Consider the following 15,084-nt stretch of genomic DNA (forward strand, 5'->3'; position numbering starts at 1 on the left):
CAAAGATAATGTTCATCAAATTAATATTCACCGCATGAATAAAAATTCACAGTAAGATTAATTATTTGAAAAAATTTAGAAAAAAAATAATCTAAACATTTTTTAAATTTAGAACTTATCTTATCTTTACGATACCAAACCCAACTATAAAATGTATGAACACGGCATTCTGGAAATGCAATACAATAAACTGCAGACTGACTTCAGAGCTGAGGCTGTTGCGGTAAATCTGATGAAATACCACAACTCACTTTCTCTGGTTTTTGTAGAGCGCCTCGGAATTAATGACAGAGCTTATCTCAAAGATATCAAGACCATCACTAAACAGTATCTTGGTTTCGATGATGAAATTTACAATATAAAAACCTACAGAGAAGGGATTTACGACTATTTACCTGAAGGGATTTTTCATCCGCCATCACTCAATTCAAAACGAAGTAATGTAGAAAGTGTCGTAAAAGAAATACGTCGCCAAAAAAAGGTTGAGGATGATGCACGTAAATTTTTCCGGCCTTTTGAACTTGAAGTTTTCTTTACAGAAATTACCGCTTTACTGAAAGAGCAGGAGTTTGATCTCAGCAGTCAAACCGATTCTCTGATCAAAACATTCAGCGAACTTTGGCCTCTTATAAAATCACTCGACAGAAATTCAGCATGTATTTTTGTGTACATTCTTCCTTTTATGCACAAAATAAGGGGCGACAAAAAACTTTTTGAGCAATGTCTCAGTGCATTTTTGGAAATTCCCGTTGAAGTAACTTTTCAGGCAAGGATTTTAGAGAAAATTGAGGAAGAAAACAATTCTGTTTTTCTGGGAAATTCCCGTTTAGGATTAGATTACATTCCAAGTGGAAGACATTTCGACGGAGAACGGAACTGGGTGGTCAATATTGGTCCTATACCATACGATCGAATGAAAGATTTTGTGGAGGGAAGCCGTTTCAAGAAAATTCTTACCGCATTTTATGAATATTGTCTGCCTTTGAATACAGATTTTAAAGAAAATTTTGTAACAGAAAAGCAACAGTTTTCATTTGTGCTGGATGAGGAAGAAGAAAACCAGACGAGGCTGGGATATTCTACATTTCTCTGATTTTATTTACTATATTTACAAGACCAACAATACACAAACTTAAAATTTGAAAAAGAAATTATGGACGTTTCTTCAGTAAAGGGTATTTTTTTACGATACATTCTATTGCCGCTCATTGCGGTCATTATGATGTTTATTCTGGGTATTATTACCAGAAACAAACCTGCGGTAAAGATTCGTACCGTTATTATTTACATTCTTCTGTGCAGTCTCTGCCTTGCACTTCCTGGTTTCTTAGGTTATGCAGGCAACACATTTAATCCTTACGGATATTTAATCTCTCAACTGATTTATTTGCTTTTAGGGATTCTTCATGTCAATCTTCTGCACCGTTTTTTCAGAAAACACTTAAAATCAAATCTGTTTATTATTCTTTTTGAGAGTATTTTGTCTTTGACCTGTACTTTAGCTGGAGGTTATTTATTTGTATTGCTTTTCAGATGGGTGAGCAAAGACACCGGTTATCCGATTATGTCGGCTACCAGCTTGATCACATTCTATGTTCCACTGGTATTTTATTATTGCTATGTACAGTTAATCAGCATTCCGGTGGATATTTACAGAACGTGGCATTACAGTCCGGACCAGAAACTGCCGGATTTTGACGGCGTAGATTTTGACCGTCTCATGGTTTTAAATGTGGAGCTAAGCAAAAATCTTGAAGACAGCAACAGATTCAGAATTAAAGCTAAAACACTTCCTACAGGCATACATTTTGGTGATTGGTTCTACAGGGTTGTGGATGATTATAACCATAAAAATCCGGGATCTGTTATTCATTTAACTGATACTTCAAGGGAACCTTATTACTGGATATTTTATATTAAAAAATCATTTTTCAGCTTTAGAAAATATGTTGATTTTGAAAATGATATCAACACCAATGGTATCAAAGAAAACGATGTAATCATCTGTAAAAGAGTGATACAGCATCAGGAAGAAGGCAAGCTAAATAACAACACAAAATATTAATCACAATGATACAGCCAATTAAACATCCTGCCATCAATTGGGTAGACGGCATGAAGGTTTCGCAGAGACATCTTAATGAGCAGGATAACCATCTTTTAGATAATATCAGAGATTCCAATTCAATAAAAATCAGCAATTATAATTACGGATTGCTTCCGATTTCTAATGAATATACAGATAAAACGGTTTTTGATGTTCATAATACTGCAACAAACGACGTTCAGCTGACCATCAAAAACTGCAGCGCAGTTACCGCAGCCGGTTACCGTATTGAACTGAAAGACAGAAAAGTAAGCGTGAAATCTCTTGCGAAATTTATTAATTTTGAAGAAAACAATACTGACGGAGAATTTTATATATTGGTATCGGTAAATCCTTTTGATAAAGTACCTTTCGGAGATATTGATGCAGAAGAAATACCACCAAGACATCCTTATTCTCAGCCTAATTATCATATTGAGCTTTTGCCTTTACAGTCAGTAAATCAAGGGTTTGCCGGTGGTAATTATCTGGTGATCGGAAAGGTAAACCTAAAAGGAAATATTGCTCAGGTTGACAGCAATTTCATCCCGCCGTGTACTTCTGTTCAGAGCCATCCATCATTGCTGGAATACTACAATAGTTTTGCAAAATACATTGGTAATCTGCAGCAGTATTCATTTAAAATCATTCAGAAATCTTCACATAAAAACGCCAATACAGCATTGGCAATCAACGTGAAAAATCTGTGCACAACGATGGTCAATACATTTGCTGATGTGTATTTTCAGTTTAGAAATGTAGTTCCTTATGAGTCGCCGATATTTTTAACTGAAGTTTTCTCCAAACTGGCTCTTAAAATTTACAATTCCACTCAGATGATTGTTCCCGCAGAACTTGAAGAAATGCTGAACTACAGTCTGGAATGGAGCGAAATTGCACCGCACACACTTTTAAATCAGCTCTCCATCGTTGCTGAAATCAATTACGATCATCATAATTCCGGTGAGCATCTTCAGCAGATCCAGCTTTTGATGAGAAGTCTGGATACCATTTTCTCTAAACTCAGCGAATTGGAATACATCGGTCAGCGCAAGGAAAATATTATTGTTACCGAGCAGGAAGTCAGCTCAAACAACAATCCGAAGCGGGGTTGGAGTGTTTTAGACTAAATAAAATAACAGGGGCATTTGTAAAAAATGTCCCTTACTTTTTGACCAGAATTTTTTCAGTTGCCTGTCTGCTCAGAATTTCTTTAGAATTATTGATTTCAATCGTCATTGATTTGTCGAAATTTTCTATTTTGAGAACTACAATTTCGGTAGTCAGCAATAAATTCTTGTCTGTAAGATAGGTCAGAAATCCATCATCAGATAAAGTCAGGGATGTGAAAATTACTTTATCTCCAACCACACAATTGGACAGTTGCATTAAATCCTGAGCAATAATATTTCCCTGTTTGTCGGGAATTGGCTCGCCGTGCGGATCGTACTTAGGATAATTCAGAATTTCATCCATTTTATCGAAAAAAACCTGTGAGTGTACATGTTCCAGTTGCTCGGCAATTTCGTGCACATTTTCCCAGCCAAAATTCATTTTCTGTACCAAAAACATTTCTGTAAGACGGTGTTTTCTTACAATCAATGCAGCTTCACGCATCCCGGTTGGCGTTACGCTTAACGGCTTGTACGTTTCATAGATAACCCAGTTTTTTTCTGCAAATTTCTTCATCATATTGTTGGTACTTGGCATTTTCACATTCAAAAATTTGCTCAGTTCATTGATGGTCACTTTGTTATTGTCATCCACGAGATGAAACAGAGCTTTCAGATAATTTTCTTCGGTAAGGGTTGCTTTCAAAATGTTAGAAACTTAGTAATACAAATCTAACAAAATAATATTTTATGAATAAAAATTTATAATTAAATTTTATCTTTACTTGATGAAAATCTCTTTTAAAAACGACTATTCTGAAGGAGCTCATCCGGCTATTTTACAAGCTTTAGTGAATTATAATGATGATCAGCAGGCAGGTTATGGCGAAGATATTTATTCCTTAAAAGCCAAAGAATTAATCAGGAAAAAGCTGAAATCTGATCGATCTGAGATCTATTTTGTTTCGGGCGGAACTCAGGCTAATTTAATTGTAATTTCTTCAATTTTAAAACCTTACCAAGCAGTTATCTCAGCTACAACGGGACATATTTTAAACAATGAAACCGGAGCAATTGAAGCTACAGGACATAAAGTTTTAGGAATAGAAACTGCTGACGGTAAACTTCGTCCATCAGATATTATTCCTGTTCTTGAAAATCACAAAAATATTCCGCATCAGGTAATGCCGAAACTGGTTTACATTTCAAATTCTACAGAGTTGGGAACGATTTATCAGAGAAAAGAATTAGAAGAACTTTCAAAATTTTGTAAACAAAATAATCTTTATCTTTTTATGGATGGAGCGAGGCTTGCACAAGCATTAACTTCGGAAATTAATGATTTAAATATTGAACAACTCGCTGATTTGACGGATGTTTTTTACATTGGAGGCACCAAAAACGGAGCTTTGTTAGGAGAGGGGATTGTGATTAATAACACCGCTTTACAGCAGGATTTTGCATTTAATATAAAACAAAAAGGAGCTCTTTTGGCTAAAGGAAGACTTCTGGGAATTCAGTTTTTGGAACTTTTTAAAGAAGATTTATATTTTGAATTAGGTCAAAACGCCAATACTCAGGCTATGAAAATTAAAAATTTTATGACTGAAAAAGGAATTCAATTTTTAAGCGATACATCGACCAACCAGATTTTTCCAATACTTGAAAATTCTGTGATAGAAAAGCTTTCAGAGAATTTTGAATTTTATGTGTGGAAGAAAACAGATGAAACTCAATCGGCGATTAGGCTTATAACATCTTGGAATACAAAAGATTCTGCAACGGATAAATTCTTAGATAAACTGAACGAAGTTTTATAAAAAAACTCAGCCAGTGAATAATCAATTGGCTGAGTTTTTTTTATTTTAAAAGTCTGCTGATTTTTTCACAATCTACAGATTCCAGTTTTTGATCTTCGGGATAAGAAATTTTCTTTTCGTTGGCATAAACCATTTGTCCGCCGTTATCTTTCTGATCACCTATACCTTCAAAAAGTGAATTATTTTTCTGTAAAAAGTAAATATCACGTTTGCTGGTAGTTCCTTCAGAAGCGAATTCGTAGGTCAGCTTTAGAGTATCTCCAGATCTGAAACCGGTGACGTCACCTTTAGAGCTGTCTTTTTCATGACTCTTGTAAGCAAGTTTACCAATCAAGGTTCCGAGATTATCGTCAATGCTTGCAACAACCGTGTCTTTGCCAACGACCTGCATGTAACAGAAGGTTTTGCTGCCCAATGTATCAATTGGTTGCGCAGCAATTTCTGAAGAATCGGTTTTTACCGGATTTTGTTTTGTAGTTTCTTTTTTTTCGCAACTCATAACAACGATGCTAAGAACTCCGACAAATATTAATTTTTTCATTGTAGTTGATTTCTTTAAGATTGGTTGAGCTAATTTAGGTAAGATATTAATGATAGACAAATTGATTTTTGCAGATATTTATGTGTAAAAACCGAGTTTTCAAAAAGTCCTATAATTTATATTATGTTAACTTTTATATTTAACGTGCTTTTCATCTAAAATGAAAAGCACGTTTTATTACTTATAAATGTCAATAATTGATAATCAGCTCGAAATTTAGAAAAATTTAGAATGCTTTAAAAATATCCAATACATGCGAAACAAATCTTCTAATTCTAATTTCAGAATGAATTTTAAATTTTGGAGAATTTGAAAAATTAAGCTTCAAATAATGAGAAATTAAATTATTTCATCAAAAACCTAAATTTATTATTATTTTTAAGCGCAATTCCGGTTCCACGAACTACGGCTCTCAAAGGATCTTCGGCAACAAATACAGGCAATTCTGTTTTTCTGTGAAGTCTTTCTGCAAGTCCGTTCAGCAATGCACCACCTCCTGCGAGAAAAATTCCTGTTTTGTAAATATCGGTTGCGAGTTCCGGCGGAGTTATTGAAAGTGTTTCCAGAATAGCATCTTCAATTCTCATGATGGATTTGTCTAAAGCTCTGAAAACTTCTTTATAACCGACCATTATTTCTTTCGGTTTACCTGTGATCAAATCTCTCCCCTGCACGGCGATATCATCTAAATCAAAATCCAGTTCTTCCAGTGCGGAACCTACTTCAAGCTTAATTCTTTCCGCAGTTCTCTCACCAATATTCAAATTGTGCTGTGTTCTGATAAAATAAGAAATATCATTCGTAAAAACGTCGCCGGCGATTTTTAACGATTTATCAACCACAATTCCTCCCAACGCAATGACGGCAATTTCGGTAGTTCCTCCGCCGATATCCACAATCATATTTCCTTCAGGACTTTCTACATCAATCCCCGCCCCGATGGCTGCTGCCATTGGTTCGTAAATTAAAATTACTTCTTTTGCATTAACTTTTTGGGCAGAATCTCTCACTGCTCTTTTCTCGACCTCCGTAATCCCTGATGGAATACAAATCACGATTCTCAATGCCGGTTGTATTAATCTTCCCTTGATTTGAGTAATCTGTTTGATAAATTCCTTGATCATGTGTTCAGACGCGTGAAAGTCTGCAATGACGCCATCTTTCAGTGGTCTGATTACCTTTATATCTTCGTGCGTTTTACCCTGCATTAATTTTGCCTGCGTTCCCACAGCGATTGCTTTCCCCGTCAAACGGTCGATTGCCACAATTGAAGGCTCATCGACCACAATTTTATTATTGTGAATAATCAGGGTATTAGCCGTTCCCAGATCTATTGCGATCTCTTCTGTAAACATATCAAATAACCCCATCTTACATTAATTTATAGGCGATAAATGTACGGCTAATACTTTTATATACCTTCCAAAATAGGTAGTCTGAGAAGTTAAACATAAGTTAAAAAAAATCACGACGATATTGAATGAAAATATTTATTGAGAAATCATTGAATCAATTTTTTTTTTTCGGAATGCTGATTGCAGTAATCACCGAAGATTCTTTTCTACTTTGAATCTTTTTTCATAAATTAGATAAACCACAAATTTCTCACTCATGAAAGCATTAGTTATTGGTGCAACCGGCGCTACAGGTAAAGATTTGGTACAGCAACTTCTTAATGATCCTGATTATACGGCTGTAGATATTTTCGTCCGAAAACCGCTGGGAATATTTAATGACAAACTTAAAATTCATGTGGTAGATTTTGATCAGTCTGATCAGTGGAAAAATTTGGTTAATGGTGATGTTGCCTTTTCATGTCTTGGTACAACATTGAAAGATGCAGGAGGTAAAGAAGCCCAATGGAAAGTTGATTATGATTATCAGTATAATTTTGCAAAATCTGCCAAAGAAAATAATGTTGAAGATTTTATTTTAGTTTCGGCTTACGGTGCAGATTCTAAATCAAAAATTTTCTATTCCCGTATGAAAGGCGAACTCGAAAATGCCGTAAGACAGCTTCATTTCAATAAAATCACTATTTTTAAACCTGGAATGCTTGAAAGAAGAGATTCTGAAAGAAACGGCGAAGTTCTGGGCGGACGAATTATTAAATTTGCCAATAAAATCGGACTTTTGGAAAGCCACAAACCTTTACCAACACAAATTTTGGCAAAAGCCATGATCAATTCTTCTAAAATTAAAAGCAGCGGATACTCCAGTATCAAGCTTGGAAATATTTTTGCATTTGCTGACAAAACTTAGATATTAATTATTTAAAACAAAAATGCCGAAGAATAGTCTTCGGCATTTTTAATTCAGTTTAAAACTCAAATTCTCCAATCAGAATTTTGCTGTCACTTTCAGGTTTGTTTTCTTTCTGATTCTGGAAAACAGCAATTTTTCTTTCCTGTCTGCCATCAGAATAATGCAGGTAAACTTCAGCCATAATCGTAGTTGGTCCTGATAAAATATTCTGTCTTTCACCAAAGAAATTGGTTTTAATCTTATATTTTCCTTTAATGGCATTCTTCAATAAAAACTGTTCAGGGCCAAAACCTTGTGTGAAATCGTTGCTCAGTCTGCCACCAATTTGGGTAGATTTATGAGAATACGAGCAGTCCTCTCCTTTCGGATCTGTTACCCAAAGATCGATGTCGGTATTGTCTTTATTCCAGTTGATGACTACACGGATGTCTACAGGCAAATCAGCTTTTAAACGGTCATCAATCTTGCTTCCATCCACATTTTTGTTTTGTTTGAGGATGTTGTTGATTTCCATAATTAAAATTTCCTCAATACCGTTGTCTCTCGAAGCAATCTCGTCTGTAAATTCCTGATATAATATTGACTTGTAAATATTTAAAGCTTCCTGAGGTCTTTTGTTATCAACCAAAGCCAATGCATAATCTCTGTGACTTTGGGCATCAAAAGGTCGCCACTCCAGGATTTTTTGGGTAATCCAAAGTTCTTTATCATAGTGACCACGCTGTTTCAGAAGGTAAGAAATGGTTTTGTACAGTTCTTCATTTTCAAGATCAAGCTCCGCTAAAGTACTTAAAACTTTTAATGCCAATACCTTATCTCCTTTTTTAAACAGCAGTTTTGAAATATCAAAATAGTAGGTCACCTGCTTTTCATGTTTTGATCTGTTCTCAAGATATTTTTGATAAATCACTTCCGCAGACTGAAGATTTTGGAAATCTTTCATATATTCTGCAGTGCTTTCTACATCAATTAATGTAATTTTTCCTCTTGGTTTTGCTTCAGACTCAACCATTTTATCAGAACTTGAGACTTCCATTGCCATTACACTATTAGCTTGTGGTACACGATTAGGAATTGGTTCCTCCATTTTTGCATTAGGCCTAATTTCAGGAATAGCCTGATTGGAAACTCTAGGATATTCCTTTTTCTCAACTGGTTTAAAATCTGTATTCCACCATGTTTTTAGTTCTCTTGTTTTGTCGAAAGCTTTAGATAAAAGATTTCTTCTCTGTTCTAAAATTCTTCCTTTATTTTGAGAAACAATCCTTTGGTATTCTGCTTTTAATTCCTGTGGTGGCGTAATTTTATAACGGACATAATCATTGATGTCGTCTAAAACAATCAAACTGGTGTTTTTGCTTACAACACCAAACTGCTCGCTGATATTTTTAATTTCGTTTCTGTTTTTGGATGGATTTATTTCCAACTCATCAATCTTTCTTTGAGCCCAGAATTGCGCAATTTGCCAGTTTTCCGTTGGAGAAGCGTTGGTAAAATCTACGGGAACTTCAAATTTTTCACTTCCGTTTGAAAAAATAGCTGTCAGTTTTCCTAAATTTCCTGATGTAATACCGAAAATATTCACCGGCTCATTTACTACAGAGCCAACATTCGGAAAAACTTCCTGAGTGTTCGGATTTTCTTTAAACCCTAAAAACCTGACAGGCAATTTTTTAAACTTTTTCAATGCCGACTGCGTATCAGTTTCATTCAAATTAATGAAATTCCCACCCGATTGAGCTGAGAGCATTTTCAATAAATTAAAATCTGAACTTGGCGTACTCGTGATGCTGTTTAAAGGCTTTTTAAATCTAATAGATAAATCTCCAAAATTAGAAATACCATCAGAAAAAAGGAGATACTCTTCTACTCCATTTACTTCTTTCAAAGCTCCGAAGTCAGTTCCGCCATCGTATTTTAAGTTTAAAATTGTTGCTTTTAAATCTGCCCAGTTTCCCTGAGAGACAGAAAAATCTCGTGAAACTTCAACAGTATTACTTAGAACAACCAAAGAAACTGTAACGTTTTTATTATCTGCAAAATAAGCATTTAGAAAATCTAATTCCTTGTCACGGTTTCTTTTTGATCCGCTGTAAGAATTGTCCCAAATGATGGCGATTTTCTGAGATTTTGGCTTTTCTTTTTGTGGAAAATCAACATTGACATTGGCTGCAAAATAAGACTGTTCACCCGAAGCTTTCTGCAACAGAACATTTGAAGTCTGATTTGTCTTTGGAATATTAACTTTTAAACTTTCATTAGGAGTAAAATTCTCTTTTGAAATAGCGGCAATCCACTGATTTCCCTGTTTCTGAAAAGTAAAACTTCCGTCGGGGTTTTCGATGATTTTTGGGGTTGATGCTCCGTCATTAATCCAGACTTTCATTTCAAATTTCGGAATACTGACTGCATTCGCAAAACTCATAAAATACTGATATTCAGAAGCTGTATTTTTCAATTCCTGATGATACGTGATCTGAATGGTTCTGCTTCCCTTTTGTGGTAAAGGATAAATTCTCGTTCTGAAATTATTACCCTGAACTTTCTCAATAATTCCTGGATCTACATTTCTTTTTTCAATGCTTTCGAAAACTTCTTTTGCCCTTTCTTTAGGCACTGGAACGGCATTTCTGAGTTTTCCGTTAATGTCTAAGGCATATCCGCTCACACTCACTCCATCCGGAAGCGGAAACGTAAGTGTTCCTTCCAGTAATCTGTTGCTCGGATTGTAAAATGTGTAAGTAGCCGTTGTCGTAGCAAGATTTCCCAATATTTTGGTTTCAAATTTTGCATCCTGTAGAATGACCGGATGCTTTTTTTCGCCTGCAACTTCAAGAGTAGGAATTTGCGCAAAAGCCGATGTAAAAGCCAAAGTGGCTATTAAGCCTATAATTTTTTTCATATTTGATTTTTAATTTTATTAAAGTCAAAATCTTGTTATCATTAAGAATTGACGAATATCAATACCTTTTTCAGACAAGAATTCACTATTATTTCTTTGTTTTTTTTGCTGGTTTTTTGGTGGATTTTTGTACATCAGCAGACGCTTCTACAGGTTGATATTCTTCCATACTTGCTACTTCAGGCATCGGTTCGTCATTATCAATTTTTGCTGTAGGAATAAGTTCTGCAGTATCATTTTTTAGAGTGAAAATATAATTTCCTGTCAGACTTTTGGGTTCTTTGCAATCGCCTGCCATATCCGCAACACCTGGAGAAAATTCAATGATATTTGGTTCGTAGACATTGTAACGGCCATCCATGTGGAAACAGGAATTTCCGGTATCAAATTTTTCATTATCAAATTGCAGAAAATGAAATTTACTCTGTTCAGATGGCAAATTAATCTTTTTTGCTTTTTTCAAAACGGCTTTTCCATCTGCTGAGATTGATTCAATTTTCCATGTCGTTTTTTGGAAAACATTGGTTTGAGCACTTAATTGTACTGTCAATACAAATGCTGCTGCTAAACTGAAAACTTTTTTCATAATTGTTTTTTATTTTTATTAAAATTTTGTGATTAGTATTTTATCCATTTTTGATTTTTCCTTAACGTAAACAATTGGTCGTATACACTTTTTAAACCATAAGTTCCTATTGCTCCGTAATCATCTATCGTTTTTACTTTGTTGTCTGAATATGTAATTTTAAGGTTTACAGTTTGATCATCAGTCCAATTGACAGAATATCTGTCTTTTAGCGAAGGGAAATCTATATACTGCAAAGTACTTATTAGCTTGTCATAGTTTTTCTGATCAATAACGGTGTGAAATTTTCCTTCAATATTCTCAGACCAGTTTTCCATGTCATCTGTGAAATTAAAATGCTCTGCAATGAATGTCGCATTTCGGTTTTGATCAATCGTCAGTTGAAAAACAGGACAAGTTCCGAAACATCCTGAAGTAGAAAACTCGATCTTTTTTATGGGAATATAATTTTTATCATTAGAGTTATACTCGATAAATTCATCAAATTTAAATTCTAATAATTGTACAGAAGGTTTTTTTTCAAATATTCTCTGTTCCCAATCTTTTATAACAGGTTTGTAGATCTGAAGCAGATTCTTGCTGTTTGTTTTTTTAATTTTAGGAGTAATAATATCATTGAATCCTTGCGTAAGACTAACAATTTTATAATTATTATTTCCAAAATTCATCAGTGCAATTGGTGTGTAACTGCATGATTGATTTGCCGATTCAAAACAGGTATGATTATCGCCCAAAATGAGAAGATCTGTGTACCCGTTACCGTCAAAGTCAGTCTTATAAAAACTTTCATTAACATTTAATTTTTCGGCAATTTTTTTATTTTCAAAAAATACAATGTCCTTTGTAGTGAAATCAGCAATTTTTTTCACTTCATAGTTTTTGAACGCAGAATCTGTTCTTCTGATAATAGCCTGCACATCTTTCTGAGACTGTAACTTGTCTATTTCAGTGTTATGCAATGGCTTATTTTTTTCGCCACAACTTATCACAAAAAGAAAAGACGAAATGAAAAACGTTCTGTAAAACCTCATGATTATTGAGCAGCAGTTTCAGCTTTCATAGTTAAAAAAGGAAATGAAGAGCGAATTTGCTTAGAAACAATTCCAAAATTAAAACCTTGAATTTGATCTATTCCACTGAAATTGACGGCAATCAACTGTCCACAATTATTAAAAACGGGAGCTCCGCTGGCGCCGTGTGTAGAAGTTACGCTGTACTGAATTTTCGTGCCGTCAGATTCTTTACTGATTTGCCCATTGTACAGCTGAACTTTCATACCGGAATTCGTCAGTGCCAAATCTTCTCCCAGCGGATAGCCAATCATAACAGCTTTCTCGCCTGGTTTTAATGATTTGTCATCGGTAATAGAGTTCTCAAGATTGATAACATTTACAACCGTATTAGGAGTTGTTTTATTAGAAAGTTGAAGAATTCCTAGATCCACGCCTTCTTCATCAGCCACTTTTTCAACCGTACACGGCAGCCACTCGTCTGTGGAATCGTGGAGTGCAACAGCAATATCGAGGGTTTTCATATAAACCTGAATTTCATCCTCAGAAACATAATCTTTTTGAGGAATTGAAGCTGCAATATCAACGGGCTCAGCAATCGTATCAACTGAGGATGCATCTGACGAACTTACAAAATCTTCGCCCGAATTCCCTTCTGAACCTTCATCATAATCTCCGCCATCTCCCTCTCCATCGTACTCTGATGAAGCATTTCCCCAGTTGGAAGCAATGAAAGTTTCATATCCGTCTTCGGAAATATCTGTCGTTAAAACAGAAGCTATTTTCCTTTTGAAATTTTCGGTATTGGTCTGGATTCTTTCTCTGTTTTCAGAAGTGTTCCAGGGTTGAAGTACGTGGCTGTTGGAAATCATATTTCCGTTTTTATCAACGAAAAAAGCAGTTCCGTAAAGGGTTTCTTCGGTAGCCTCAGGTACATTGAGCTGAATTTCTTTGCCTTTAATTTTTGCAAAATAGCCGTAACGGTGTTTTACCATCACTACAGCATCTTTGTATGCATCGTAAATTTTGGTATCGGTATCTAGGCAGGCATTTGCCACAATTGGCTCTGCTGTCTGGCTTTCTTTGTAAAATTTATATCCGAAATATGAAATTCCACCCAGAAGAATAATTCCGCCAAGGCTGAAAAAGGCTATTTTGTAAGGGTTTTTCTTTTTATTTTCTACCGGAACATTTGGTTGAACAGGAATTGTATTTTCTAAAACTTCTTCTGTAGGTTTTTCCGAATTTTCATCCTGAATTTGGTTTTCTAACTCAGAGGGTTCTGAAAATTCATTAGTTTGCGAATTATTATCAGATTGTTTTTTTTCATTAGAATCTTCGTTAGATTCTTGATTTTCATTAATCATTTGCGATTTTTATTTAAATTAAATTTTCAAAAAAAATGTTGATTCTACAGAATAGAATCAACATTATAAATTTAGAATTTTTTTTTAATTTATTTCAAATTATTTAAAGCTTTTTCAAGTTTTGGCATCATCAGAGAAATTTCATCTGTAGCCAGACCTCCTACAGAAGCTCTGAACCAAGGCTCAGATTTAGCTTCACCAAATGCAGAAAACGGTACTAACGCTACTCCAGCTTCGTTAATTAAGTAGAAAACCAAATCTGAAGAATTTTCGATAATGTTTCCATCAGGTTTTGTTTTCCCAATGTAATCTAATTTTATAGTCAAATATAAAGCTCCCATCGGCTCGATAGATTCTACGGCAAGACCTTTAGTTTTTAAATCCTGAATTCCTATGTGAAGAACTTTTAAACTTACCTCCAATTTACCTTTAAAATCATCGATAAATGTATTTACATTTTCTACATTCTGGAAATATTTTGCGGTAGCTTCCTGTTCCGGTTTTGGTGCCCAGGCTCCAACGTGAGTTAATAAAGCTTTCATTTTGTCAATTACATGAGAAGGACCAAATCCCCAACCTACACGCACTCCTGTTGCAGCAAGACATTTAGAAATACCTTCAATGTAAATGGTAAATTCTCTCATTTCAGGGAAAAGTGAAACGGGATCAACATGTTTTGCACCGAAAGTAAGATTAGAATAAATCTGATCATACATTAAATATAACGGCTTTTCGTCTGCTCCTCTTTTGCTGTTTTCCTCCAAAATCATTTCGCAGATCTCTCTTAACTGAGCTTCTGTAAACATCGTTCCTGTAGGATTCAACGGTGAGCAGAGTGCTAGAAGAACAGCACCATCCAAGTGTGGTTTCAATTCTGCAGCAGTGGGTAGGAAATTGTTTTCAGGAGTAGTTTTTACTTCAACTGCATCTGCTGAAGTAAGATATGCATAATGATTGTTGTTCCAAGACGGTGTAGGATAAATCACTTTGTCTCCTTCGTCAACGATGGTTTTGTAAACTGCATAAATCAACGGTCTTGAGCCTGCTGTAATTAAAATATCATTAGCTGAATAATCTAAATTCCATCTCGTTTTCAAGTCTTTTGAAACTTCATTTCTTAAAGACAACAATCCGTTTGCAGGTGGATAATTGGTTAAATTATTCTGATATGCTTTCTGAATTTCTTCTTTTAACTCTGCAGGAATCGGGTAAAGATTAGAATTCAAATCGCCAATCGTAAGATTTGCAATTTCTGCTCCTTTCGCCTTTAAATCATTTACTTCATTACCAATTTTTACAATCTCAGAACCAATGAGGTTCGCCGCTAATTTTGAAACTTTCACTTTACTTTTTATTTAAAATTTATTTTAATGTTGTTGAGGGAATATTAAGTAT

General features: G+C 34.9%; 13 protein-coding genes. 5 read left to right on the forward strand and 8 right to left on the reverse strand.

The features are described from left to right. The first annotated feature begins 151 nt into the window (after nucleotides 1–151). From AC2A1G_RS09835 to AC2A1G_RS09845, 3 genes are read left to right on the forward strand one after another with little or no spacing between them, the layout of a single operon-like run. Nucleotides 152–1,093: a type VI secretion system baseplate subunit TssG gene (locus AC2A1G_RS09835; RefSeq protein WP_484046744.1), complete on the forward strand. Its 942-nt coding sequence runs from the start codon at nucleotides 152–154 to the stop codon at nucleotides 1,091–1,093. Nucleotides 1,094–1,153: 60 nt separating this feature from the next. Next, complete coding sequence (locus AC2A1G_RS09840; protein ID WP_484046745.1) at nucleotides 1,154–2,065, forward strand: TssN family type VI secretion system protein; 912 nt, start codon at nucleotides 1,154–1,156, stop codon at nucleotides 2,063–2,065. Nucleotides 2,066–2,070: 5 nt separating this feature from the next. Continuing rightward, entirely contained in the window at nucleotides 2,071–3,216 is a 1,146-nt protein-coding gene (locus tag AC2A1G_RS09845) for a hypothetical protein (RefSeq protein WP_484046746.1), read from the forward strand. A 34-nt stretch (nucleotides 3,217–3,250) separates the two neighbouring features. Here AC2A1G_RS09845 and AC2A1G_RS09850 read toward each other — a convergent pair whose 3' ends face one another. Further along, on the reverse strand, nucleotides 3,251–3,904 hold the full coding sequence (locus AC2A1G_RS09850; protein WP_484046747.1) for a metal-dependent transcriptional regulator: 654 nt from the start codon (nucleotides 3,902–3,904) through the stop codon (nucleotides 3,251–3,253). 82 nt (nucleotides 3,905–3,986) lie between these two features. On the opposite strand from AC2A1G_RS09850, the gene AC2A1G_RS09855 reads away from it, so the two are divergent. Continuing rightward, entirely contained in the window at nucleotides 3,987–5,018 is a 1,032-nt protein-coding gene (locus AC2A1G_RS09855) for a threonine aldolase family protein (protein WP_484046748.1), read from the forward strand. Between the two features lie 40 nt (nucleotides 5,019–5,058). Here the strand turns inward: AC2A1G_RS09855 and AC2A1G_RS09860 are convergent, their stop codons facing one another. Next, entirely contained in the window at nucleotides 5,059–5,559 is a 501-nt protein-coding gene (locus tag AC2A1G_RS09860) for a hypothetical protein (protein WP_484046749.1), read from the reverse strand. A 344-nt stretch (nucleotides 5,560–5,903) separates the two neighbouring features. Continuing rightward, the gene (locus tag AC2A1G_RS09865; RefSeq protein WP_484046750.1) at nucleotides 5,904–6,929 is read right to left on the reverse strand and encodes a rod shape-determining protein; all 1,026 of its coding nucleotides are present in this window, start codon (nucleotides 6,927–6,929) and stop codon (nucleotides 5,904–5,906) included. A 241-nt stretch (nucleotides 6,930–7,170) separates the two neighbouring features. On the opposite strand from AC2A1G_RS09865, the gene AC2A1G_RS09870 reads away from it, so the two are divergent. Continuing rightward, nucleotides 7,171–7,821, forward strand: a complete 651-nt coding sequence (locus AC2A1G_RS09870; protein ID WP_484046751.1) for an NAD(P)H-binding protein — start codon at nucleotides 7,171–7,173, stop codon at nucleotides 7,819–7,821. A gap of 58 nt (nucleotides 7,822–7,879) precedes the next feature. Here AC2A1G_RS09870 and AC2A1G_RS09875 read toward each other — a convergent pair whose 3' ends face one another. The 5 genes from AC2A1G_RS09875 to AC2A1G_RS09895 all read right to left on the reverse strand — a co-directional run bounded on the left by AC2A1G_RS09875 (nucleotide 7,880) and on the right by AC2A1G_RS09895 (nucleotide 15,032). Continuing rightward, on the reverse strand, nucleotides 7,880–10,726 hold the full coding sequence (locus tag AC2A1G_RS09875) for a VIT domain-containing protein (protein WP_484046752.1): 2,847 nt from the start codon (nucleotides 10,724–10,726) through the stop codon (nucleotides 7,880–7,882). 88 nt (nucleotides 10,727–10,814) lie between these two features. Next, the gene (locus tag AC2A1G_RS09880; RefSeq protein WP_484046753.1) at nucleotides 10,815–11,312 is read right to left on the reverse strand and encodes a hypothetical protein; all 498 of its coding nucleotides are present in this window, start codon (nucleotides 11,310–11,312) and stop codon (nucleotides 10,815–10,817) included. A 32-nt stretch (nucleotides 11,313–11,344) separates the two neighbouring features. Beyond that, nucleotides 11,345–12,271, reverse strand: coding sequence for a DUF6438 domain-containing protein (locus tag AC2A1G_RS09885; protein ID WP_484046754.1), 927 nt, complete (start codon nucleotides 12,269–12,271; stop codon nucleotides 11,345–11,347). Between the two features lie 74 nt (nucleotides 12,272–12,345). Further along, nucleotides 12,346–13,689, reverse strand: coding sequence for a S1 family peptidase (locus AC2A1G_RS09890; protein ID WP_484046755.1), 1,344 nt, complete (start codon nucleotides 13,687–13,689; stop codon nucleotides 12,346–12,348). An 89-nt stretch (nucleotides 13,690–13,778) separates the two neighbouring features. Beyond that, nucleotides 13,779–15,032: a pyridoxal phosphate-dependent aminotransferase gene (locus tag AC2A1G_RS09895; protein WP_484046756.1), complete on the reverse strand. Its 1,254-nt coding sequence runs from the start codon at nucleotides 15,030–15,032 to the stop codon at nucleotides 13,779–13,781. Nucleotides 15,033–15,084 lie beyond the last annotated feature (52 nt).

Source organism: Chryseobacterium sp. HNCC26DJ240 (assembly GCF_057180485.1).

What these genes read in the sequence shown, in the direction of transcription:
- AC2A1G_RS09835 (WP_484046744.1), top strand. Translation starts at nt 152, where the DNA reads ATGTATGAACACGGCATTCTGGAAATGCAATACAATAAACTGCAGACT.
- AC2A1G_RS09840 (WP_484046745.1), top strand. Translation starts at nt 1,154, where the DNA reads ATGGACGTTTCTTCAGTAAAGGGTATTTTTTTACGATACATTCTATTG.
- AC2A1G_RS09845 (WP_484046746.1), top strand. Translation starts at nt 2,071, where the DNA reads ATGATACAGCCAATTAAACATCCTGCCATCAATTGGGTAGACGGCATG.
- AC2A1G_RS09855 (WP_484046748.1), top strand. Translation starts at nt 3,987, where the DNA reads ATGAAAATCTCTTTTAAAAACGACTATTCTGAAGGAGCTCATCCGGCT.
- AC2A1G_RS09860 (WP_484046749.1), bottom strand. Translation starts at nt 5,559, where the DNA reads ATGAAAAAATTAATATTTGTCGGAGTTCTTAGCATCGTTGTTATGAGT.
- AC2A1G_RS09865 (WP_484046750.1), bottom strand. Translation starts at nt 6,929, where the DNA reads ATGGGGTTATTTGATATGTTTACAGAAGAGATCGCAATAGATCTGGGA.
- AC2A1G_RS09870 (WP_484046751.1), top strand. Translation starts at nt 7,171, where the DNA reads ATGAAAGCATTAGTTATTGGTGCAACCGGCGCTACAGGTAAAGATTTG.
- AC2A1G_RS09875 (WP_484046752.1), bottom strand. Translation starts at nt 10,726, where the DNA reads ATGAAAAAAATTATAGGCTTAATAGCCACTTTGGCTTTTACATCGGCT.
- AC2A1G_RS09880 (WP_484046753.1), bottom strand. Translation starts at nt 11,312, where the DNA reads ATGAAAAAAGTTTTCAGTTTAGCAGCAGCATTTGTATTGACAGTACAA.
- AC2A1G_RS09890 (WP_484046755.1), bottom strand. Translation starts at nt 13,689, where the DNA reads ATGATTAATGAAAATCAAGAATCTAACGAAGATTCTAATGAAAAAAAA.